General features: G+C 37.4%; 17 protein-coding genes. 10 read left to right on the plus strand and 7 right to left on the minus strand.

Annotation, left to right across the window (positions count from 1 at the left end; translation table 11 throughout):
- Positions 1 to 14: 14 nt before the first annotated feature.
- Complete coding sequence (gene uvrC, locus AQF98_RS13615; RefSeq protein WP_055132493.1) at positions 15 to 1,811, plus strand: excinuclease ABC subunit UvrC; 1,797 nt, start codon at positions 15 to 17, stop codon at positions 1,809 to 1,811.
- Between the two features lie 140 nt (positions 1,812 to 1,951).
- Here the strand turns inward: uvrC and gldN are convergent, their stop codons facing one another.
- From gldN to AQF98_RS13645, 6 genes are all read right to left on the minus strand, one after another.
- The gene (gene gldN / locus AQF98_RS13620; RefSeq protein WP_055132494.1) at positions 1,952 to 2,872 is read right to left on the minus strand and encodes a gliding motility protein GldN; all 921 of its coding nucleotides are present in this window, start codon (positions 2,870 to 2,872) and stop codon (positions 1,952 to 1,954) included.
- Between the two features lie 6 nt (positions 2,873 to 2,878).
- A complete protein-coding gene (gene gldM / locus AQF98_RS13625; RefSeq protein ID WP_055132495.1) occupies positions 2,879 to 4,414 on the minus strand; it encodes a gliding motility protein GldM in 1,536 nt (511 codons plus the stop codon).
- Between the two features lie 36 nt (positions 4,415 to 4,450).
- The gene (gene gldL, locus AQF98_RS13630; protein ID WP_055132496.1) at positions 4,451 to 5,260 is read right to left on the minus strand and encodes a gliding motility protein GldL; all 810 of its coding nucleotides are present in this window, start codon (positions 5,258 to 5,260) and stop codon (positions 4,451 to 4,453) included.
- A gap of 42 nt (positions 5,261 to 5,302) precedes the next feature.
- Positions 5,303 to 6,637 carry an SUMF1/EgtB/PvdO family nonheme iron enzyme gene (locus AQF98_RS13635; RefSeq protein WP_055132497.1) on the minus strand — a complete coding sequence of 445 codons (1,335 nt, stop codon included), beginning with the start codon at positions 6,635 to 6,637 and terminating at the stop codon, positions 5,303 to 5,305.
- Between the two features lie 242 nt (positions 6,638 to 6,879).
- A complete protein-coding gene (locus AQF98_RS13640) occupies positions 6,880 to 7,650 on the minus strand; it encodes a uroporphyrinogen-III synthase (protein WP_055132498.1) in 771 nt (256 codons plus the stop codon).
- A gap of 16 nt (positions 7,651 to 7,666) precedes the next feature.
- On the minus strand, positions 7,667 to 8,635 hold the full coding sequence (locus AQF98_RS13645; protein ID WP_082435056.1) for a DUF4271 domain-containing protein: 969 nt from the start codon (positions 8,633 to 8,635) through the stop codon (positions 7,667 to 7,669).
- 122 nt (positions 8,636 to 8,757) lie between these two features.
- On the opposite strand from AQF98_RS13645, the gene hemW reads away from it, so the two are divergent.
- The 5 genes from hemW (at position 8,758) to AQF98_RS13670 (ending at position 13,793) form a co-directional block, all read left to right on the plus strand.
- Complete coding sequence (gene hemW, locus AQF98_RS13650) at positions 8,758 to 9,891, plus strand: radical SAM family heme chaperone HemW (protein ID WP_055132499.1); 1,134 nt, start codon at positions 8,758 to 8,760, stop codon at positions 9,889 to 9,891.
- A gap of 16 nt (positions 9,892 to 9,907) precedes the next feature.
- On the plus strand, positions 9,908 to 10,693 hold the full coding sequence (locus AQF98_RS13655) for an SDR family oxidoreductase (RefSeq protein WP_055132500.1): 786 nt from the start codon (positions 9,908 to 9,910) through the stop codon (positions 10,691 to 10,693).
- Between the two features lie 111 nt (positions 10,694 to 10,804).
- Positions 10,805 to 11,356: a fasciclin domain-containing protein gene (locus tag AQF98_RS13660; RefSeq protein WP_082435057.1), complete on the plus strand. Its 552-nt coding sequence runs from the start codon at positions 10,805 to 10,807 to the stop codon at positions 11,354 to 11,356.
- A 205-nt stretch (positions 11,357 to 11,561) separates the two neighbouring features.
- The gene (locus tag AQF98_RS13665; RefSeq protein WP_055132502.1) at positions 11,562 to 12,443 is read left to right on the plus strand and encodes a cupin-like domain-containing protein; all 882 of its coding nucleotides are present in this window, start codon (positions 11,562 to 11,564) and stop codon (positions 12,441 to 12,443) included.
- Between the two features lie 78 nt (positions 12,444 to 12,521).
- Complete coding sequence (locus tag AQF98_RS13670; RefSeq protein ID WP_055132503.1) at positions 12,522 to 13,793, plus strand: DUF5690 family protein; 1,272 nt, start codon at positions 12,522 to 12,524, stop codon at positions 13,791 to 13,793.
- Here the strand turns inward: AQF98_RS13670 and AQF98_RS13675 are convergent.
- Positions 13,786 to 14,211, minus strand: a complete 426-nt coding sequence (locus AQF98_RS13675) for a DUF4440 domain-containing protein (protein ID WP_055132504.1) — start codon at positions 14,209 to 14,211, stop codon at positions 13,786 to 13,788. The genes AQF98_RS13670 and AQF98_RS13675 overlap by 8 nt on opposite strands.
- 148 nt (positions 14,212 to 14,359) lie before the next feature.
- Between AQF98_RS13675 and AQF98_RS13680 the strand changes: the two genes are divergently transcribed.
- The 4 genes from AQF98_RS13680 (at position 14,360) to AQF98_RS13695 (ending at position 19,304) form a co-directional block, all read left to right on the plus strand.
- A complete protein-coding gene (locus tag AQF98_RS13680; RefSeq protein ID WP_055132505.1) occupies positions 14,360 to 15,229 on the plus strand; it encodes a carbohydrate kinase in 870 nt (289 codons plus the stop codon).
- 104 nt (positions 15,230 to 15,333) lie between these two features.
- On the plus strand, positions 15,334 to 16,425 hold the full coding sequence (locus AQF98_RS13685) for a VWA domain-containing protein (protein WP_055132506.1): 1,092 nt from the start codon (positions 15,334 to 15,336) through the stop codon (positions 16,423 to 16,425).
- A gap of 71 nt (positions 16,426 to 16,496) precedes the next feature.
- Positions 16,497 to 17,978 carry a sigma 54-interacting transcriptional regulator gene (locus AQF98_RS13690; protein ID WP_055132507.1) on the plus strand — a complete coding sequence of 494 codons (1,482 nt, stop codon included), beginning with the start codon at positions 16,497 to 16,499 and terminating at the stop codon, positions 17,976 to 17,978.
- Positions 17,979 to 18,050: 72 nt separating this feature from the next.
- The gene (locus tag AQF98_RS13695) at positions 18,051 to 19,304 is read left to right on the plus strand and encodes a metallophosphoesterase (protein ID WP_055132508.1); all 1,254 of its coding nucleotides are present in this window, start codon (positions 18,051 to 18,053) and stop codon (positions 19,302 to 19,304) included.
- Positions 19,305 to 19,339 lie beyond the last annotated feature (35 nt).

Genomic DNA, 19,339 nt, shown 5'->3' on the forward strand with positions numbered 1-19,339 from the left:
CATTCTTATTAAAAATGAGTGCTTTCGATCATAAAAAGGCATTGGCCGATATTCCGCATAAACCTGGTGTATACCAGTATTATGATGTAGAAGGTACGCTAATCTATATCGGCAAGGCTAAAGATCTACGCAATCGGGTTGGTTCTTATTTCAATCAAGACAACCAGATGAATGGCAAAACCAGGGTGCTGGTTTCTAAAATCAGACGGATCAGTTTTACCATTGTAGATACAGAGATTGATGCTTGGTTACTTGAAAATAGTTTAATCAAAAAGCATTTACCTCGGTACAATATCATGCTTAAAGATGATAAGACCTATCCATGGATCATCATCAAAAAAGAATCATTCCCCCGTGTGTATTGGACCCGTAAAATGGTAAAAGACGGGTCTACCTATTTTGGTCCTTATGCTTCTGTTGGCATGATGCATACCATTTTAGACCTCATTAAAGAAACCTATACCTTAAGAACTTGTAACCTTCCACTAACCATACAAAATATCAACGATGGAAAGTTTAAGGTTTGCCTAGAATACCAAATTGGGAATTGCAAAGGGCCTTGTCAAAACTATCAAACCAAAGCAGATTACGATCAAAATATTGAGGAGATCAAAGATATCCTTAACGGAAAAATTGGCAACGTTATCCGTGAGGTAAAACAAGTGGTTAAAAAAGCATCCGAAGACCTGAATTTTGAGTTGGCGCATAATTACCAAAAGAAATTATTGGTGTTAGAAAAATACCAAAGCAAATCGACCGTGGTTAACAGCGCCATTACCAATGTAGATGTGGTTAGCATTGCCTCAGATGAGCGTTATGCCTTTGTCAATTACCTTAAAGTAATGAACGGAAGCATCATCCAAACGCAGACCATAGAAATCAAAAAACGTTTAGACGAAACAGACGAAGAACTCTTAACCATTGCCATTACCGAGTTTAGAACAAAATTCAAAAGTACCTCTAAAGAGATCATCGTTCCTTTTCCCATTTCACTGGTTGATTCAAATTTGAAGTTTACTGAGCCCAAATTAGGCGAAAAGAAAAAGCTCTTAGAATTGTCTGAAAAAAATGTAATGTTCTTTAAACGCGAAAAGTTAAATCAATACGAAAAACTGAATCCAGATTTAAGAACAGATCGCATTTTAAGTCAGATGCAAAAGGATTTAAGGCTTACCCAATTGCCTCAACATATCGAATGTTTTGACAACTCTAACTTTCAGGGCAAGTATCCAGTATCTGCCATTGTAGTTTTTAAAGATGCCAAACCCAGTAAAAAAGACTACCGTCATTTTAATGTGAAAACTGTTGAAGGACCCAACGATTTTGCAACGATGGAGGAAGCCGTTTACAGGCGCTACAAACGCATGTTAGAAGAAGAGCAGCAATTGCCACAACTGATCATTATTGATGGCGGAAAGGGACAATTATCGTCTGCAGTAAGCAGTTTAAAGAAACTAGGAATAGACAAGAAGGTAACTGTAATTGGCATTGCCAAGCGTTTAGAAGAATTGTACTATCCTGGAGATAGTTTTCCTTTATACCTAGATAAAAAATCTGAAACCTTAAAAGTTATTCAGCAATTGCGAGATGAGGCACACCGTTTTGGCATTACTTTTCACCGTAAGAAAAGAGATCAGGGTACACTTAAAACAGAACTTGAAATTATACCGGGCATTGGTAAAACCACTGCAGACAAGCTATTGGTGAAATTTAAATCTGTGAAAAGAATTAAGGAAGCCAAAGCAGAAGAGCTTGCCGAAATTCTCAATAAAAAACAGATTATTGCTTTAAACGATTATTTTAAGGCATAAAGCTGTTGGTCGAGATTTATAATCTCGACTATTGTAATTGTGGATTTTAAATCCACCTTAAAACAAAGATCAGGATTACAAATCCTGATCAACATCAACAGTACATAAAAAAGCCTCGATCAATGATCGAGGCTTTTATTTTAATATTCCCAAAGGCCTTGTTCAAAATCGGCCCATTTTTTCTTAATCTTTTCTGCTTCAATCAGTCTTTCTTTTGAAGTTAAGAATAGGTCTTGTAACCTGTTATCCGCAGCATTTGATTCTTTTGTAATGTAGCTATAGAATAATCTTCTGATAAAAACATCGTCGAAATTAATTCCAGAGTTATCATTGCCATTGTTGGCAATTTTATGCTTCACCAAAATCTCACGTAGGTCATCAAAATAGAACCAACCCACTGCACTTTTTAAAGTATCAGCTCTTGCGGTATTGGTAGTTGGATCCATTACTGGGTTACCATTGTTATCTAATTGAGTTTTCACATCAATTCTAACTGGAGCAATGCCTACAATTCGTGGCTCAAAAATTCCTCTTTTGATATCTAAGATCCAATCTTCTTTAATTCTGATGATAGGATAACTTGCTGCAAAAAACTCATTATTTGCTCTATTTACTTCGTTGGTACTTGGATTAACCCCTAGAAAAGCAGTGTCAACAGCTGAGCTGCTGGTATCACTTATTTTTTTCTGGCTAATTGGATCTCCAGTCTGAAAATCTTCATTATCGCTAGCATACATATCCAATTCGCCATTCTTTAAGGCTTCATAAATAATACCCAACAAATTAACCTTAGGCGAAGCTAAAACAGAGTTACCACGATCACGCAGATCAATTTCTCTCCAGATACGTTTGGTAAATGCTACATCTTCTTTATTTACTACAGAGTAAGGTACAACGGTATCTGCTTCTGTGGTCTCCTTATAGATATAACCATCCTTTTTAGGTCCCAATTTCTTTTTAGGAATTACCTTTTTATCTTGCACAGGAGGTTGGGCTGTATTCTGAGCGAAAACAGTACCTGTTAATAATAGCAATGCGAATAGAAAAAATATCCTTTTCATAATTTTTTAGTTTACGGTAAATACCATCGTATTTATAATCGGTGTACGGCCATCCGGCAATTGAACCTGTATATTATCAATGTAAACAGTTGATCTAAATGGAAGTGAAGCCATTGCTGATTTAGCCTGAGGGCTTAAACCTCCACCTGAACAGAAAAATTGTTGTGCTTCTTGTCTAGGTCTAACCACTGTAACAGTAAATTTAAGTACTGGTATTTTAACATCAAATTCAAAGTTATCTATGCCAGCTACCACTTGTCCACTCGTAAGTTTGCTTCCAGTAAGGATACCTCCCATTACTCCAGCAAATTTTGCAGTTGGGTTTGGAATTGGTTTTACCCTAAATACATTACTGCCTAGGTTTAAGCTCTTCCCATCAGTTGTTCCGGTAACGCTAATGGTTACTTCTTTGCCAACCATGCTACCAGGTACATTTACTTCGTAGTTACCAGCACTACCTGTTAATGAGCCACCAGAGATACTTGCTTTTAAGCTTTCTAAAGAAAAACCTGGTGCTGAAACTGAGAATGGATTATCTATTCCGGCATAAATTACATTTAATCTTTTAGATGAAACTGTTGCCGATGGTTTAGCCACTTGGTAAGTAATCGGTTGTGTTTCATAGATCTTCACTTCTCCATCAGCTTGTTTTACCCTAATGGTACCTTTCCAAGTGAAAGAACCTACATTACTGGTACCACCTGTATAAGTTCCAACACCTTCTTTTACATTTAATGAAGTTCCGCCAACAGAAATATCAGGATTAGATTTAGAATCGCTAGCGGTTAAAAATACCTCGGCTTTGTAAGGCTGGCCTTGAATTACGTAACTTCCAGAAGGAACTGCAACGGCTTTAAATCGATCTAAAGTCATTTGGGTCTGGTTCATTCCGCTAAATAGCTTTTTAACTATTTCTGCTTCTGCATTTTTCAGATCGGCTTGGATTTTAGTTAAAATGGTATTTGCCGCTGTTAAAGGTGTGCCTTCGCCAAAGTTAATGTCTTCCCATTTTTTCTTGCCATTCACTGCCTTTTCAGGATCTTTTGCTTCTAAAGAGAAAGAAACATTAGCTTGATCTTTCGTTTCCAGCAAAGAAATCAGCTTTGCCCTTGTTTCATTGATCTTAGCTTTTAACTGTTCGCCTTCTTTTTTATTGATCATGATATTTTGTGCAATATCCATGTTGTCTCTCAATACAAAATCGCCTGTTTCTTCGTCAATACCTTCTCCTGCAGTTTTAAACTCGTCTTTTAGCCTTTGAATGTTTTTGTTCAACTCTTCAGCGTAAGCTTTGGCCTTATTGGCTTTATCCCAAAGTGGTTGGGCACGTTCAGGCTTATTTTTTAGTTCTGTATTCTGAAATGCACTAAAAAGTTGGTCTAAGCTTGTACTTACATTGGTTTTAGAGGCATCTAAACTATCGTTAATATTTTTAAATGCATTTAATATTGTATCTGAAACGTTTAGGGCAAGCATAGCTAGCAATACCAAATACATGATATTGATCATCTTCTGCCTTGTCGTTTCTCTTCCTCCTGCCATGTTTAATTAGGTTTTTTGGTTAAAATTATACAAAAATTAAACACGAGGTTGGTTCATTGCAGTTAGCATATTGCCGTAAATTGAATTTAACGACGCAAGATTTTTAGCCAATTTACCCACTTCTTCTTTGAACTGTTTTGAATCTTCCATCGATTCGTTAAAGTTGTTCATTGTTAATGATAAATTCTGATAGAATTTGTTCATCGATTTTAAGTGTGCACTAGAATCTTGCAATTCTAATTCGTATACAGCATTTAATGCTGATAAATTTTTAGCTAGGTTATTTACCTGATCATGGTAAGCTTGAGAGTCTACATTGCTTTCTCCCATTTGTACCAATTGTTCAGTAGCTTTACCAAAGGCAGTATTTAAATTATCAAAGCTCGAAGAAGCCGTTTTAATCTTTCCGGTAAATTCGTTGGTAGCTGTAGCGGCATCAGTTACATTAGAAATAGTGGCTACTTTATCGCCAAAAGTACGTAAACCTGTACCTAGACTTTCGATCAATTCTGGTCCAATTTTAGCATCAACCAACATTTTATCTAAAGCAGCTGTAGAAGAGAAACCTGCTGCAGCAACTGCTGGTCTGGTTGTTGCTTTAGGCAATTCGCCTGTAAACTTATCGCTCAACTCAGGATAAACGCGTTCCCATGGCAATTCTGGCTCAGGTGGGTATAAACCTGTTAAAAAGAACAATAATGCTTCTACTCCAAGTCCAACGCCAATTACATAATTGGCAGCAGAGCCACCAAAGTGTATAATTTTAGCCAATGCCCCCAGAATAACGATACTTGCTCCCCAGGAAATTGCCACGTGTAACCATCCTGGTTGTTTTCTTGCTGCCATAATCTTTTAAAAGTTTTGTTTTAGTTTTTTGCTTGTTGAAATTTAGTTGAGTGTGCTTCCAGCAAAATCAGATACACAACGGAAACCAATATAAGATCTTGGTTTATCTTGGTATTCATAAGTTGCAACAGAGTTTTGAAGGAAGAAACCTATGTCTTTCCAAGAACCGCCACGAACAACTTTAGCGCCTTTAGCAGTATTCGTGTAGTTAGGATTAAAATCTAATAATAAAGGAGTAGCCGATCGGTTATAAGCGGTACTGGTCCATTCGGCTACGTTTCCTGCCATGCAGTACAAACCATAGTCATTTGGCATATAAGATTTAGCATCAACGGTGTACATACCACCATCATCAGAGTAATTACCTCTACCTACCTTAAAGTTTGCCTGTAAGCAGCCTTTAACGTTCATGATATATGGACCACCCCATGGATATTTAGTTTGTGTTTTACCACCTCTTGCGGCATATTCAAATTCCTGATCAGTAGGTAAACGATAGTCGCTTCTAGAGTTGATAGGAATTTTTCTGGCGTTTGCCACATTTTGATACAACAAAGTTCTCCAGTTACAAAAAGCATTTGCCTGCTCCCAGGTTACGCCAACAACTGGATATTTATCATAAGATGGGTGGTTAAAATAGGTTTTAACCATTGGATCATTTTGAGAATAAGAATAATCCATTTTCCAAACCATGGTATCAGGATAAACACTAACAGAAGGATGCTCATTTGCTTTTCCAGGTGTTGGATTATCGGTGTAAGTTTCGATAAAGTCTTGTCTGCTTTTGTTCGGATCATTTCTACCCGCTGCAGCTAAATCATAGCTTTCATAACTGTAAGCATATTTTAATCTTCTTACATCAAGCTGATTTTTACCCGGCAAAGCATCTTTACCAGAATAATACATGTTTTGAAGTTTCGCTTTGTAGGTGCTGTTTTTACCCCAAAGATTGATACCATTTGCACCTACTTTACCCCAATCGATATTTTGTGGACCCATTGCAGGAGCACCCCCAGTTGTAGCCGGAGCTTTGTATAAACCTGGAGCACCAGACTGACCCATTGAAGTAATGGCGATTGAATCTCTAACCCAGTTTACAAATTGGCGGTATTCTGCATTTGTAATTTCTGTTTGGTCCATGTAAAACGCCGTAAATGAAGTCATTCTGCTCGGATTACCCTGAGAAAAATTAATATCTTCATCGGTCATCCCAATTAGCGTTCTTCCTTGAGGCACAAAAACCATCCCTAAAGGAATTGTTTTATTCTTGAATTTTTTATTGAAAGCACCCACCAACTCTCCTTGCGCACCGCCTTTTGAACAGCTTGCTAGTAGACCACTGATGATAAAAAAACCAAGAAAGTATATTTTTCTCATAAATCAATTAAAGCAAAGTCTTAGTTATATTAATAGCAATTTTATCGAATATCCTTGATATAAACAATTATTTACCTAAAAAAATCAACAACTGTGGCGAATTAAGCTGTCACAACACATTAATTTAACCTTAAATTTATTAACCATAAATTAACAGCTATTTTTTTAGCGTAAAACTACATCATATAATTGGGCCTACACTTTAACCTGATGAACCTTTGAACGAAAAAAATACTAGAAATCTACTTATTAGATTTCTTAATATAGTTTTCGATAGCCATGATCATTGATGGAGCTTCTGGACTTGGCGCAGCAATATCTACAATCTGCCCTGCATCTGTTGCTGCCTTATTGGTATTAGAACCAAATGCAGCAATACGGGTATTGTTTTGCTTAAAGTCTGGGAAATTGATGTAGAGCGATTGAATACTTGATGGGCTGAAAAATCCAATAATATCATAAAATACCTCTGCCAAATCAGAAAGATCGCTCACCACAGTTTTAAATAAAACTGCAGGTGTAACATCATATCCATTTTTTTGAAGGAAGTTCATGGTATCTTCAGTAGCCACATCAGAACATGGGTACAAGAATTTTTCAGTTGCGTGTTTCTTTAAAATTTCAGCTAAATCTGAAGCAGTTTGTTTACCAAAGAAAATTTTACGTTTTCTATATTGGATGTACTTCTGCAGGTATAATGCTGTAGATTCAGAGATGCAAAAATATTTAAGGTCTGCAGGAACTTCATATCTCATTTCTTCACATATTCTAAAGAAATGATCAACTGCATTACGACTAGTAAATACTACCGCCGTAAAATCTGCTAAATTAACTTTATCTTTTCTAAAGTCTCTAGCTGGCACTCCTTCAACGTGAATAAATGATCTAAAATCAATTTTCAAATTGTACTTTTTTGCCAGATCAAAATAAGGCGATTTTTCTGTTTCCGGCTTTGGTAAAGTGATCAGTATACTTTTTACTTTACGTAACCTATCTTCTTTCTTTTCCTGCATTTTAACTAATTACCTCTTAAAATCCTATTGCCTTGATTAATATTAAAATAGGGCAAATTTCGAGGGTGCAAAAGTACAAAAATAAATAGACTTTTGAAAACCGATAATGAGATAAAATATTTATTCCAGCCCTAATAAACTGAAAAACAAAAATAATTGCCAACAAAATAGTGGCTACTGCAATATAAAATACGCCATATTTGAGTGGTGACAAGGCAAAAGCAATCACCAAGGGCATGAACAATAAAGACGCATTAAAATAACTTAAATATAATATAGAGACGTACTCATTTACCGGTTTTTGAACATTAAACACATAACCTAGCAAACGCAAGATGATGATCTTGAAAATATACAATACAATAATGAGGATAGAAATGGTCACATAGAACTGAAATCCATGGGCTACATCATCAATCTGTTTATATTGTGCCATCAGGTAAAAAAACATCCCAATGGTAAAGCCAAACTGAACAAATAACAATAAAAATGGCCACGAGGTAAACAAATTATCCTCTTTATTTAAATTACCCAAGGCCCTATTGCTAAAGAACGATTGCACAATAGCCACCAACTGTTTAGAAAAAGTATGCTTTAAAATAGCAAACAGTAAAATCAATGTTGCAATTACGGCCAAGATCCAAACTTCACCTTTAGGCATAGGCGAACCTTCTTGGTAAACACTAATACCCCCTGTTTTAGATAAATACCTTTTAGCCAAACCCTCGGGATCAAAAAGCGGGAAGCCATATCCCTTGCTCAAACTATCGGCTATCAATGCTTTGGTCAACGAATCTGGCACCAATAACATTTTAGGGGTAATGGTATCTTTTACCGAGGTTACAACTTGTGCCGAATCTAAACTATCAACCAGCACCAAATTTTGTTTATTGGTATCTAATTTTAAAGACGCCTGCTTAGACTTAACCGAAGTTATACCAACCGTTAGGAGCAAGAAAAGAAGCCAAACACCTTTTTTATACATGTAAAACCAACAAAATATCAATTGTAGCGCTACAAATTTAGTGCTTTATTATTTTGTTTTCCTAATGCGAGCTAAAGCAATCAGCAAAAGATGATATGATTTAATTAATTTATCTTTGTCCAATGGCTGGTGTATATATCCACATTCCCTTTTGTAAAAAGGCTTGTACCTATTGCGATTTTCATTTTACCACTTCTTTAAAGTATGTGGATGAAATGACCGATGCAATTTGTACAGAAATACGATTGAAAAAGAATAGGATTAATGAACAGATCGGGAGCATTTATTTTGGTGGGGGCACGCCATCGGTTTTACCTGCTAAATCTTTACAACAGATATTTGATACACTTACGGAGTGTTTTTCGATCTCGGCCACTGCCGAAATTACGTTGGAAGCAAATCCAGATGACCTGGATGCGCAAAAAATAAAGGAATTGCGCCAACTTCCTATCAACCGGTTCAGTATTGGTATTCAATCTTTTTTTAATGAAGATTTGCTTTGGATGAACCGTGCGCATACTGCTGATGAAGCTGAAAGCTGTATCAAGAGAGCGCAAGATGCTGGTTTCGAAAATTTGAGCATCGACCTGATTTATGGTTACCCTATTTTAACCGACGAAAAATGGCTGTCGAACATCCATACTGCAACTACCTTGCAAACACCACATATTTCTGCCTATTCATTAACTGTCGAAGCCAAAACGGCCTTGGCCAATGCCATACAGAAAGGAAAACAAATAGGCTTGGACGATGCGCAAAGTGCAGCACAGTTTGTATTGTTAACCCAACAATTGGCTAAAGCTGGTTTTGAGCATTATGAGATCTCTAACTATAGTTTGCCCAATAGATATGCTGTACACAATACCAATTACTGGAAAGGCATTCCTTATTTGGGCATCGGCCCTTCTGCACATGGTTTCGATGGGCAGCAGCGCTACATCAACCTAGCCAACAATGCCAAATATTTAGGTTTATTAGCCGACAAAAAACTAGCCGAAACTGTAGAAGAGCTCAGCTCGATAGATCGATTTAACGAATATATCATGACTTCTTTACGAACCATGTGGGGAACAGATCTCCATCAAATTGGTAAAGAATTTGGAGCTCGTTATGCCGATCTGACCCAGAAACAAGCAAAGCCGTTTATTGAGAATGGCCAACTGAATTTGACCGACAACCTACTTAAACTTACCCCCGAGGGCAAATTATTTGCTGATGGAATTGCTGCCGCACTTTTTGCGGAAGAAGATGACTAAATTATTTTTTTAACATATGAAGCATAAAGTTGTTTGGATTACTGGTGCGTCTTCTGGAATTGGAGAAGCCTTGGTTTATGCATTTAATGCAATGGGGGCAAGACTCATTATCTCTGCTCGTAATCGGGATGAATTGTTTAGGGTAAAGGCCAACTGCAAGGATCAAATTAATGTTCATGTGTTGTCTTTAGATTTGGCAGATGGCGCCGCCTTGCCAGGAAAAGCGGAAGATGCACTCCGAATTTATGGGAACATCGACATCCTGGTTAACAGTGGTGGCATTAGTCAGAGAAGTTTGGCTTTAGATACTGACTTAGCTACAGAACAGCGCCTAATGGCGGTAAATTTTTGGGGAACGGTCATTTTAAGTAAAGCAGTACTTCCTCAAATGTTGGCCAGAGGCGAAGGCGATATCGTTTGTGTAAGCAGCTTGGTGGGTAAGTTTGGCACTCGTTTTCGTTCTGCCTACTCAGCTTCCAAACATGCTTTACATGGTTATTTTGATTCGTTAAGAATAGAAATAGACAACCCTAATATTCATATTTTACTGGCTTGTCCGGGCTTTATTAAAACCAATGTCACTATCAATGCCCTCACGGCAGATGGTTCGGCCCAAGGCACCATGGACGACGCCCAAGCAAACGGCATGGCACCCGAGCTTTGTGCACAAGAAATTATCAAGGCCATTACGGCAAAAAAAGAAGAAGTTTACATTGGTGGCAAAGAAACAAAAGGAGTATTGCTCAAAAGACTCTTCCCTAAACTATTCTCTAAAATTATTAGAAAAGCAAAAGTCACTTAGCTAAAATTATATTAATAAATTGATTGTCAATCAATTATAATTAATTTAATTTTTTTTCAATCTGCTCAGGTTTATTCTCCGTATCTGCTTTCATATCAAATTAAAAAGATTATGAAAAGAATATTCCTATCTGCAATTGTCGTAGTAGCTATGGCATTTACAACTCAAGTTCACGCTCAAAAAAATCCAATGGTTGGTGGCGCTGCAATGTATCCTACTAAAGATATTGTAGACAATGCGGTTAACTCAAAAGACCATACCACTTTGGTTGCAGCCGTAAAAGCAGCAGGCTTGGTAGAAACTTTAAAAAGCGCTGGTCCGTTTACAGTATTTGCACCTACCAACGAAGCATTTGCGAAATTGCCAAAAGGCACTGTAGAAACCTTGGTTAAACCAGAAAACAAAGCAACATTAACTAAAATTTTAACTTACCATGTGGTGGCAGGCAAAATGGGCAGCAAAGAAATTGCAGCAGCCATTAAAGCTGGCAAAGGCAAAGCAGAATTAACTACTGTACAAGGTGGTAAATTATGGGCTTGGATGGAAGGTAAAAACCTAATGTTGAAAGATGAAAAAGGAGGCACTGCTAAAGTAACTATCAAAGATGTTTTCCAAAGTAATGGCGTAATTCATGTAATCAATACTGTTTTAATGCCAAAATAAGGAGTTAGTTATCCAATTTTACCTATTGATTGAAAGCGTTCTAAAATTTTTAGAGCGCTTTTTTTATAAACTAAGCTAACCTTAAATTATCATAGACTTAACATTTTATGAGCTAAATCATATTTATTTCAAATTTTAATTTACACTTTTGTGTCGGGTAGATGATTTGATCAGTTTAATCCAAAACTTAATTTATTGGCACACTATGAGCTTTATTTTAAAACCTGTTGATACAGTAGAAACTATTAGTAGAGAAGATTTCAAAAAGAATTATCTTGACAAGAAAAAACCTTTAATTATTAAGGGTTTGACCAAAGATTGGCCTGCTAGAGAAAAATGGACAACTGAATATTTAAAAGAAATTGCCGGCGAATTGGAAGTTCCTCTTTACGATAACTCTAAAGCTGATCCTGCAAAGCCAATCAATGCTGCTGCTGCCCATATGAAATTTGGGGATTATTTAGACCTGATCAAACGTGAACCAACCGAATTAAGGATTTTCTTTTTTAACCTGTTTAAAAAAGTACCAAGCCTAATCAACGACATTAAAATACCTAAAGATTTAATGGGTGGTTTTATCGAAAGCATGCCTGCCATGTTCTTCGGTGGTTCAAACTCGGTTACTTTCTTACACTACGATATTGATTTACCACATATTTTCCACACGCATTTTGGTGGGCGCAAGCATATTATCCTTTTCGATTACAAATGGAAAGATAGATTGTATTGTTTGCCTAATGCTACCTATGCTCTGGAAGATTACAAAGTTGACAATCCAGATTTTGAAAAATTCCCTGCACTTAAAGGCATCGAAGGTTATGAAGTGTTTTTAGAACATGGAGATACTTTGTTTATGCCTACCGGAATGTGGCACTGGATGAAATACGTTGATGGTTCGTTCTCTTTAAGTTTAAGAGCCTGGGATCAATCAATTAGCCGTAAAATTGCCAGTGTTTGGAGCTTATTTACTCATGGGGCGGTTGACAGCTTGATTAAAATGACTTTTAAGGAGAAATATGCCATTTGGAGAGAAAAAGGCGCAGTTAAACGTGCCGAGCGAGCGCTAAGAAACGGCAGCCCAAGATAAAATCTCTGTTTCATACGCATTAGTATTGTTTGGTTTTGTTTATCTTTCAAGATTAACCGATAAACCAAACTGCTATTAATGACCACTATTTCTAAATCAAACAGCCAAGTTAAAACTGGTTTATACGCAGCTATTGTTGTGTTTTTGGCCTACACCATGATTTTCGGCTTTAGAAAATCATTTACCGTATCCACTTTTGACGGTTTAAGTATTGCCGGTTACAGCTATAAAACCATCTTGGTCATCTGCCAGATGCTGGGCTACCTTTTGGCCAAGTTCTATGGAATTAAATATATTTCTGAACTGAAAAGAACCGGTAGAGGTCAAATCATTTTACTACTTACAGGTATTGCCTGGTTAAGTTGGTTATTTTTCGCCCTCGTTCCCCTACCCTATAATATCGTCTTCTTGTTCGTTAATGGTTTCCCGTTGGGGATGTTGTGGGGCGTGGTCTTTTCTTATGTTGAAGGCAGAAGGAGTACTGATTTTATTGGCGCTGCCTTGGCCGTAAGTTTTATTTTTGCTTCGGGCTTTGTTAAATCTGTTGGGGCATGGCTGATGGTTAATTTTGGGATCTCAGAATTTTGGGTACCTTTTTACACTGGATTGGTTTTTTCTTTACCCTTGATCTTTTTTGTATATCTGATGGAAAAAATTCCTGCGCCAAGTGCAGAAGACATCAGTTACCGTGCAGAACGCATTCCAATGACCCCAGCTGATCGTAAAAAGTTCATCAAAGATTTTTTTGGCGGTCTGGTGGCCTGTGTGTTGATCTACTGCTTTGCCACCATATTTAGAGACATTAGAGATAATTTTGGTGCAGAGATGTGGAAAGAAATGGGCTTTTTTAATCAACCTGCTATCTTTTCTAAAACAGAAACCCCTATCACTTTAATTGTGCTTTTGTTAATTGGTAGCATGGTGCTAATCAAGAACAATTTCTTGGCTTTAAAAAGTGCGCATTACTTTATCATTATCGGTTTTATCCTAGCCGGAACCAGTACCCTCTTATTTAAAAACAATCTACTAGCACCCATTTGGTGGATGACTTTAGTGGGGCTTGGCTTATACATGGTTTACATTCCCTTTAATGCAGTATTTTTCGATCGGTTGATCTCTACCTTCAAGTACGCCAGCAATGTGGGTTTTCTAATTTACATTGCCGATTCTTTTGGTTATGTAGGCAGTATCGGGGTATTGCTAACCAAAGAGATTTTTAAAATTAAATTAAACTGGGTTACTTTCTTCTCTAACAGTGTAGTACTACTTTCTGTTGCTGGCTGTTTACTCACCCTATTCTCTCTGTATTATTTCACCAAAAAATATCGACAATTGACAAAACTTAGCTAGAGTGGTCTACCACAATTTTCCAAGCTCCATCAATCTTGCGTAACAAGAGGGTAAAATAACCTTTAAACTCAGCATTTACGACTTTAACATTCCAACTTCCTAAAACAAAAGCTTGGTCGGCAGTTAAAAGTTCAACTTTTTTAATCCCAAAGATCAAGGTGCCCATTGCCGTTTTATTCGGATAGTCCTTTCTATAATTGTCTAAGGTTTTTTGCCAGCCATAGGTAGGCCCCTTACTCCCTACAAACAATACGCTATCGCTTTTCCAGTAACCCTGCATAAACGCATTCAGGTCTCCTTTGTTCCAATCGCTACGTACTTTTTCCAACGCTTTTAAAATGCCTTCTTTTTCTGAATTTTGTTGCGCATACGCACTAAATGAAAGGGTAAACAGCAACAAAAAGATTAATTTTTTCATAATGGTTTGATGGGTTAGTTAAATCTATGATCATTTAATTGCAGAAGAAGGTAATCGAACCCTGTCTCCTGTCGCCAATAAAAACTTGTGGGTAAAACTATAAATTCATTTTTATTTCAAGCAATAAAATTGTTCCTTTATCCATACGATGAAAAAAACAGTTGCCGCCATAGGCGAAATATTGTGGGATGTACTGCCCGAAGGGAAAAAAGCAGGTGGCTCTTCTATGAATGTTGCCCTAAACCTCCATAAACAGGGCATCAATAGCCTATTTATCAGTGCCGTTGGTAATGATGAGCATGGAGCCGAACTACTCGATTTTTTAGCAGACCAACACCTCAATGGCGATTTGGTTCAACTCAATAAAACCCTACCTACAAGTACAGTAGCAGTAACGTTAGACGCCGAACATCAGGCTACGTATACCATTGTTGAACCTGTAGCCTGGGATGCCATTGAATTAACAGATGCAGCAATTGCTGCAGTACAATCGGCCGATGCTTTTGTGTATTGTAGTTTAACCTGTCGCAATGAAAAAAGCAGAGAGACCATTTTAGCCTTAATTAAACAAGCCAAACTTAAGGTATTCGATATCAACCTTCGTGAACCATTTTATACCATTGCTACACTAAAAATATTGTTGGCTGAGGCAGACATTCTAAAAGTCAATGAGCACGAATTGCGCTATCTTCAAACAGAATTGCACTTAACAGGAAGTACAGATGAGCAACTGCTCAAACAATTAGGGCTGTTGTTTAACATACAAACCATCTGCTTAACCGTTGGCGAAAAGGGTGCTTATGTTTTACATGAAGACAGGCTTTATCAACATCAAGGCTATCGGGTAAAAGTAGCAGATACAGTTGGGGCTGGCGATTCTTTCTTAGCTACCTTTTTGGCTAGTTATTTAAACGGTTATCCATTTGAGCAGATTTTGGATAGGGCTTGTAAGGTGGGTGCTTTTGTAGCCTCGCAAAAGGGCGCCAACCCTCCGTATGGAAGCGAAGTTTTTGAGTAGACAATTGATATGAAGTTCAGTTCTTTAAACGCCTCAAAAATGACATCAGGCTTAAAATACTGTGGCCTCAAACTTTTACCTTCGATACATCGTTTATATAACTAATGAGAGGATTCCAATTTTCTAAATTCCTGCCCAATGAATTGCCAAAAGGTGGTTTCAATGAACTGCTAAAGCTTTTTACCGAATTGCTCAATTATACCGCTGGCGATGCTGGAGAAACATTGGCATGGATGAACGAGCTCGACAAACAATATAAGTTTACCAATAATGAATATGCCATGGGCGATTTTATTGAAGACTTAAAAGAGAAGGGCTATCTGAAAGAAGAAGATGGTGAAGTTAAAATCACCCCTAAAACTGAACAGACCATTAGAAAATCTGCCTTAGAAGAGATTTTTGGCAAGCTTAAAAAAGCGGGAAAAGGAAACCACAACAGCAATATCTCTGGCATTGGAGAAGAGAAAAATGCAGACCGTAGGGAATACGCTTTTGGAGACAGTCTAGATCAGATAGACATGACAGCTTCTATCCAAAATGCACAGATTAACCACGGCATTGGCGATTTTACCTTAACGGATAGAGATTTAGAGGTGGAGGAGAAAGATTATAAAACATTAACTTCAACGGTGTTGATGATCGATATTTCACACTCTATGATCTTATACGGTGAGGATAGAATTACACCCGCAAAAAAAACTGCCATGGCCTTGGCCGAATTGATTAAAACAAAATACCCAAAAGATACTTTAGACATTGTAGTTTTTGGCAACGATGCTTGGCCCATTACCATCAAAGACCTCCCTTATTTACAGGTTGGGCCATACCATACCAATACCTTAGCTGGCTTGGAGTTGGCTACAGACCTGTTGCGCAGAAGAAAAACACACAATAAGCAGATTTTCATGATTACAGATGGGAAACCTACTTGTTTAAAAGAAAATGGTCGCTACTATAAAAACAGCATGGGCCTAGATAGAAAAGTAATTGGTAAAACTTTAAATATGGCTGCACAATGTAAGCGTTTAAATATCCCCATTACTACTTTTATGATTGCTCAGGACCCTTATTTACAACAATTTGTACGACAGTTTACACAGATTAATGGAGGCAGAGCTTTTTACAGTTCCTTAACTGGCTTGGGCGAGTACATTTTTGAAGATTACATTAAAAACAGAAGAAAAACTTTTAGATAAGGTAAAAGGTCGAAGGTTAAAGGCAGCAAGCCCAATACCTTAACCCTATACCCAAAACCTTATACCACCATATGCAAGCAAAAACACTAGGCGAATTAAAAGCCACCAATTATACCTCATTAAGTGTTAAAGACGAACTGAGAAAAAACCTGATCAAACAACTCCAAAATAAAGAAGCTGGTTTTGAAGGAATATTGGGTTATGAAGAAACCGTAATTCCGGAATTGCAAACGGCTATTTTATCTCGTCATAATATATTATTACTCGGTTTACGTGGGCAGGCCAAAACCAAAATTGCCCGTTTATTGGTTAATTTATTAGACGAATATATTCCTTATGTGGCAGGTAGTGAGATTTTTGACGACCCGTTGAATCCGATTTCATGGTTTGCCAAAAATGAGATCAAAGAGAAAGGTGATGAAACCCCAATTCTTTGGCAACACCGCAGCGACCGTTATACCGAAAAGCTGGCTACCCCCGATGTTACCGTTGCCGATCTGATTGGCGACGTTGACCCGATTAAAGCGGCTACCTTAAAATTAACCTATAACGACGAACGTGTAATTCACTTTGGTTTAATTCCAAGAGCACACCGCAGCATTTTTGTAATTAACGAGCTACCCGATTTACAGGCTAGAATACAAGTTGCTTTGTTTAACATGTTGCAAGAAAAGGATATCCAAATTCGTGGTTTTAAATTGCGTTTGCCTTTAGATGTCCAATTTGTATTTACGGCAAATCCTGAAGATTATACTAATCGTGGCAGCATTGTTACGCCTTTAAAAGACAGGATCGAAAGTCAGATCTTAACCCATTACCCTCGAACAATTGAAATTTCTAGAAAGATTACTTTCCAAGAGGCTAAATTAACCGAATCGCAGCGTTTGATCGAAGCCGATGGATTGGTGAAAGATCTTATTGAACAAGTAGCCTTTGAGGCACGAAAAAGTGAGTTTATTGACCAAAAATCTGGAGTTTCAGCTCGTTTAACCATTTCAGCTTACGAAAACCTGATCAGCAATGCAGAGCGACGCATGTTGATCAATGGTGAAGAATCTACTTTTGTTCGATTGGCAGATCTTAGTGGCATTATCCCTGCAGTTACGGGAAAAATAGAATTGGTGTACGAAGGAGAGTTAGAAGGTCCGGCTAAGGTAGCCCATACCTTGATTGGTAAAGCCGTAAAACATTTATTTGCCCGTTATTTCCCAGATCCAGAAAGAGCTAAGAAAAGCAAAACAGCTAATCCATATACCAAAATAACCGAATGGTTTACCGAAGGCAATACCATTGAAATTGCAGACGATTTAACGGTTAAGCAATATCAAAAAGAATTGATGGCTGTAGATGGTTTGCATGAACTTGTTCAACAGTTCCATCCTAAACTAAGCGAAAACCAAACCTTGTTAATGATGGAGTTTGTGTTACACGGTTTGGCCGAATTTTCTCAGGTAAGCAAAAACTATTTGAATGGTGGTTTTGGTTTTGCTGATATGTTTGAAAGTCTATTCAATGCAGACCTTACAGATGATGAAGAAGACGATTTCAACTAATTTATTGTAACTAAACCCGTTTTTATCATCTAATTGATATACACCTAGATTTATTTATTGCCTTTATAATCCATGAGACCATATTTTCTGATCGTACTTTGCTTTGTCGTTTTACTACTTGATTTTTATTGCTACAAAGCAATTGTAAGTGTCTTCAAAAAATGGTCGCCCAAAACAAAAAGAAATTTCACCATTGTTTGGTGGACAATTAATATTTTGTTGATTATCGGTGTATTTGCTGCTATTTTTCTCAATTTGTTTTTAACAGCAAGGGCAGTAATCCTTGTGGCCTTCTTCTTATTAACCGTAGGCAAATTCTTTATGTTGCCTTTCCTTTTAATTGATGATTTGAGACGAGGCCTGTTAAAAATTGTAAAGCTGGCCCAAAAAGAAAAACCTGCTCCTGTTGAAAATGAACCTGCTGTTGGCGAACCAATTAGTCGTTCTTCATTTTTGGTTAAAGCCGGATTGGTAGCAGCAGCAGTTCCCTTAAGTTCTTTAAGTTGGGGTATTGTTTCTGGGGCATACGACTATCAGATTAACCGCAGAAAATTGATTTTACCAAATCTACCCGCTGCTTTCGATGGAATTACCTTAGGACAGATTTCTGATGTACACTCTGGTAGTTTTTACAATCAAAAAGCAGTAAAGGGTGGTGTAGAAATGTTATTGGCCGAAAAACCAGATTTGATCTTTTTTACAGGTGATTTGGTAAATAATCTGGCCAACGAAATGCGTGATTACCAAGACATATTTGCAAAAGTAAAAGCACCATTAGGTGTTTACTCTGTTTTGGGTAACCACGATTATGGCGATTATCATTTTGGTAGAGAAAGTTCGCCAGCGAAAGTTAAAAACCTACAAGACTTAATTGCTACACACAAAGTAATGGGATGGGACCTTTTAATGAACCAGCACCGCAGGTTAAAAGTGGGTGGAGAAGAAATAGGCATTTTAGGAATTGAAAACTGGGGAATGGGTCGTTTTCCTAAATATGGCAAAATGGAATTGGCCACCAAAGACACTGATGATTTGCCTGTAAAACTATTGTTATCTCATGACCCATCTCATTGGCGAGGAGAGGTTTTAGAGAAATATCCGCAAATAGATGCCATGTTTAGTGGCCATACACACGGTATGCAGTTTGGCGTAAGGTTAAAAGAGTTTCAATGGAGCCCGGTTCAATACATTTATAAAGAATGGGCAGGATTGTATAAAGAAAAGCAACAACAGCTCTATGTAAATGTTGGTTATGGCTTTTTAGGCTATCCAGGGCGTGTAGGAATTTTACCAGAAATTACGATATTTACGCTAAGCAGAGGTTAGGGTTTGGGAGAATAGGAAATAGGGAATAGTTTACT

This window comes from Pedobacter sp. Hv1, assembly GCF_001412215.1.
Lineage (GTDB): Bacteria > Bacteroidota > Bacteroidia > Sphingobacteriales > Sphingobacteriaceae > Pedobacter.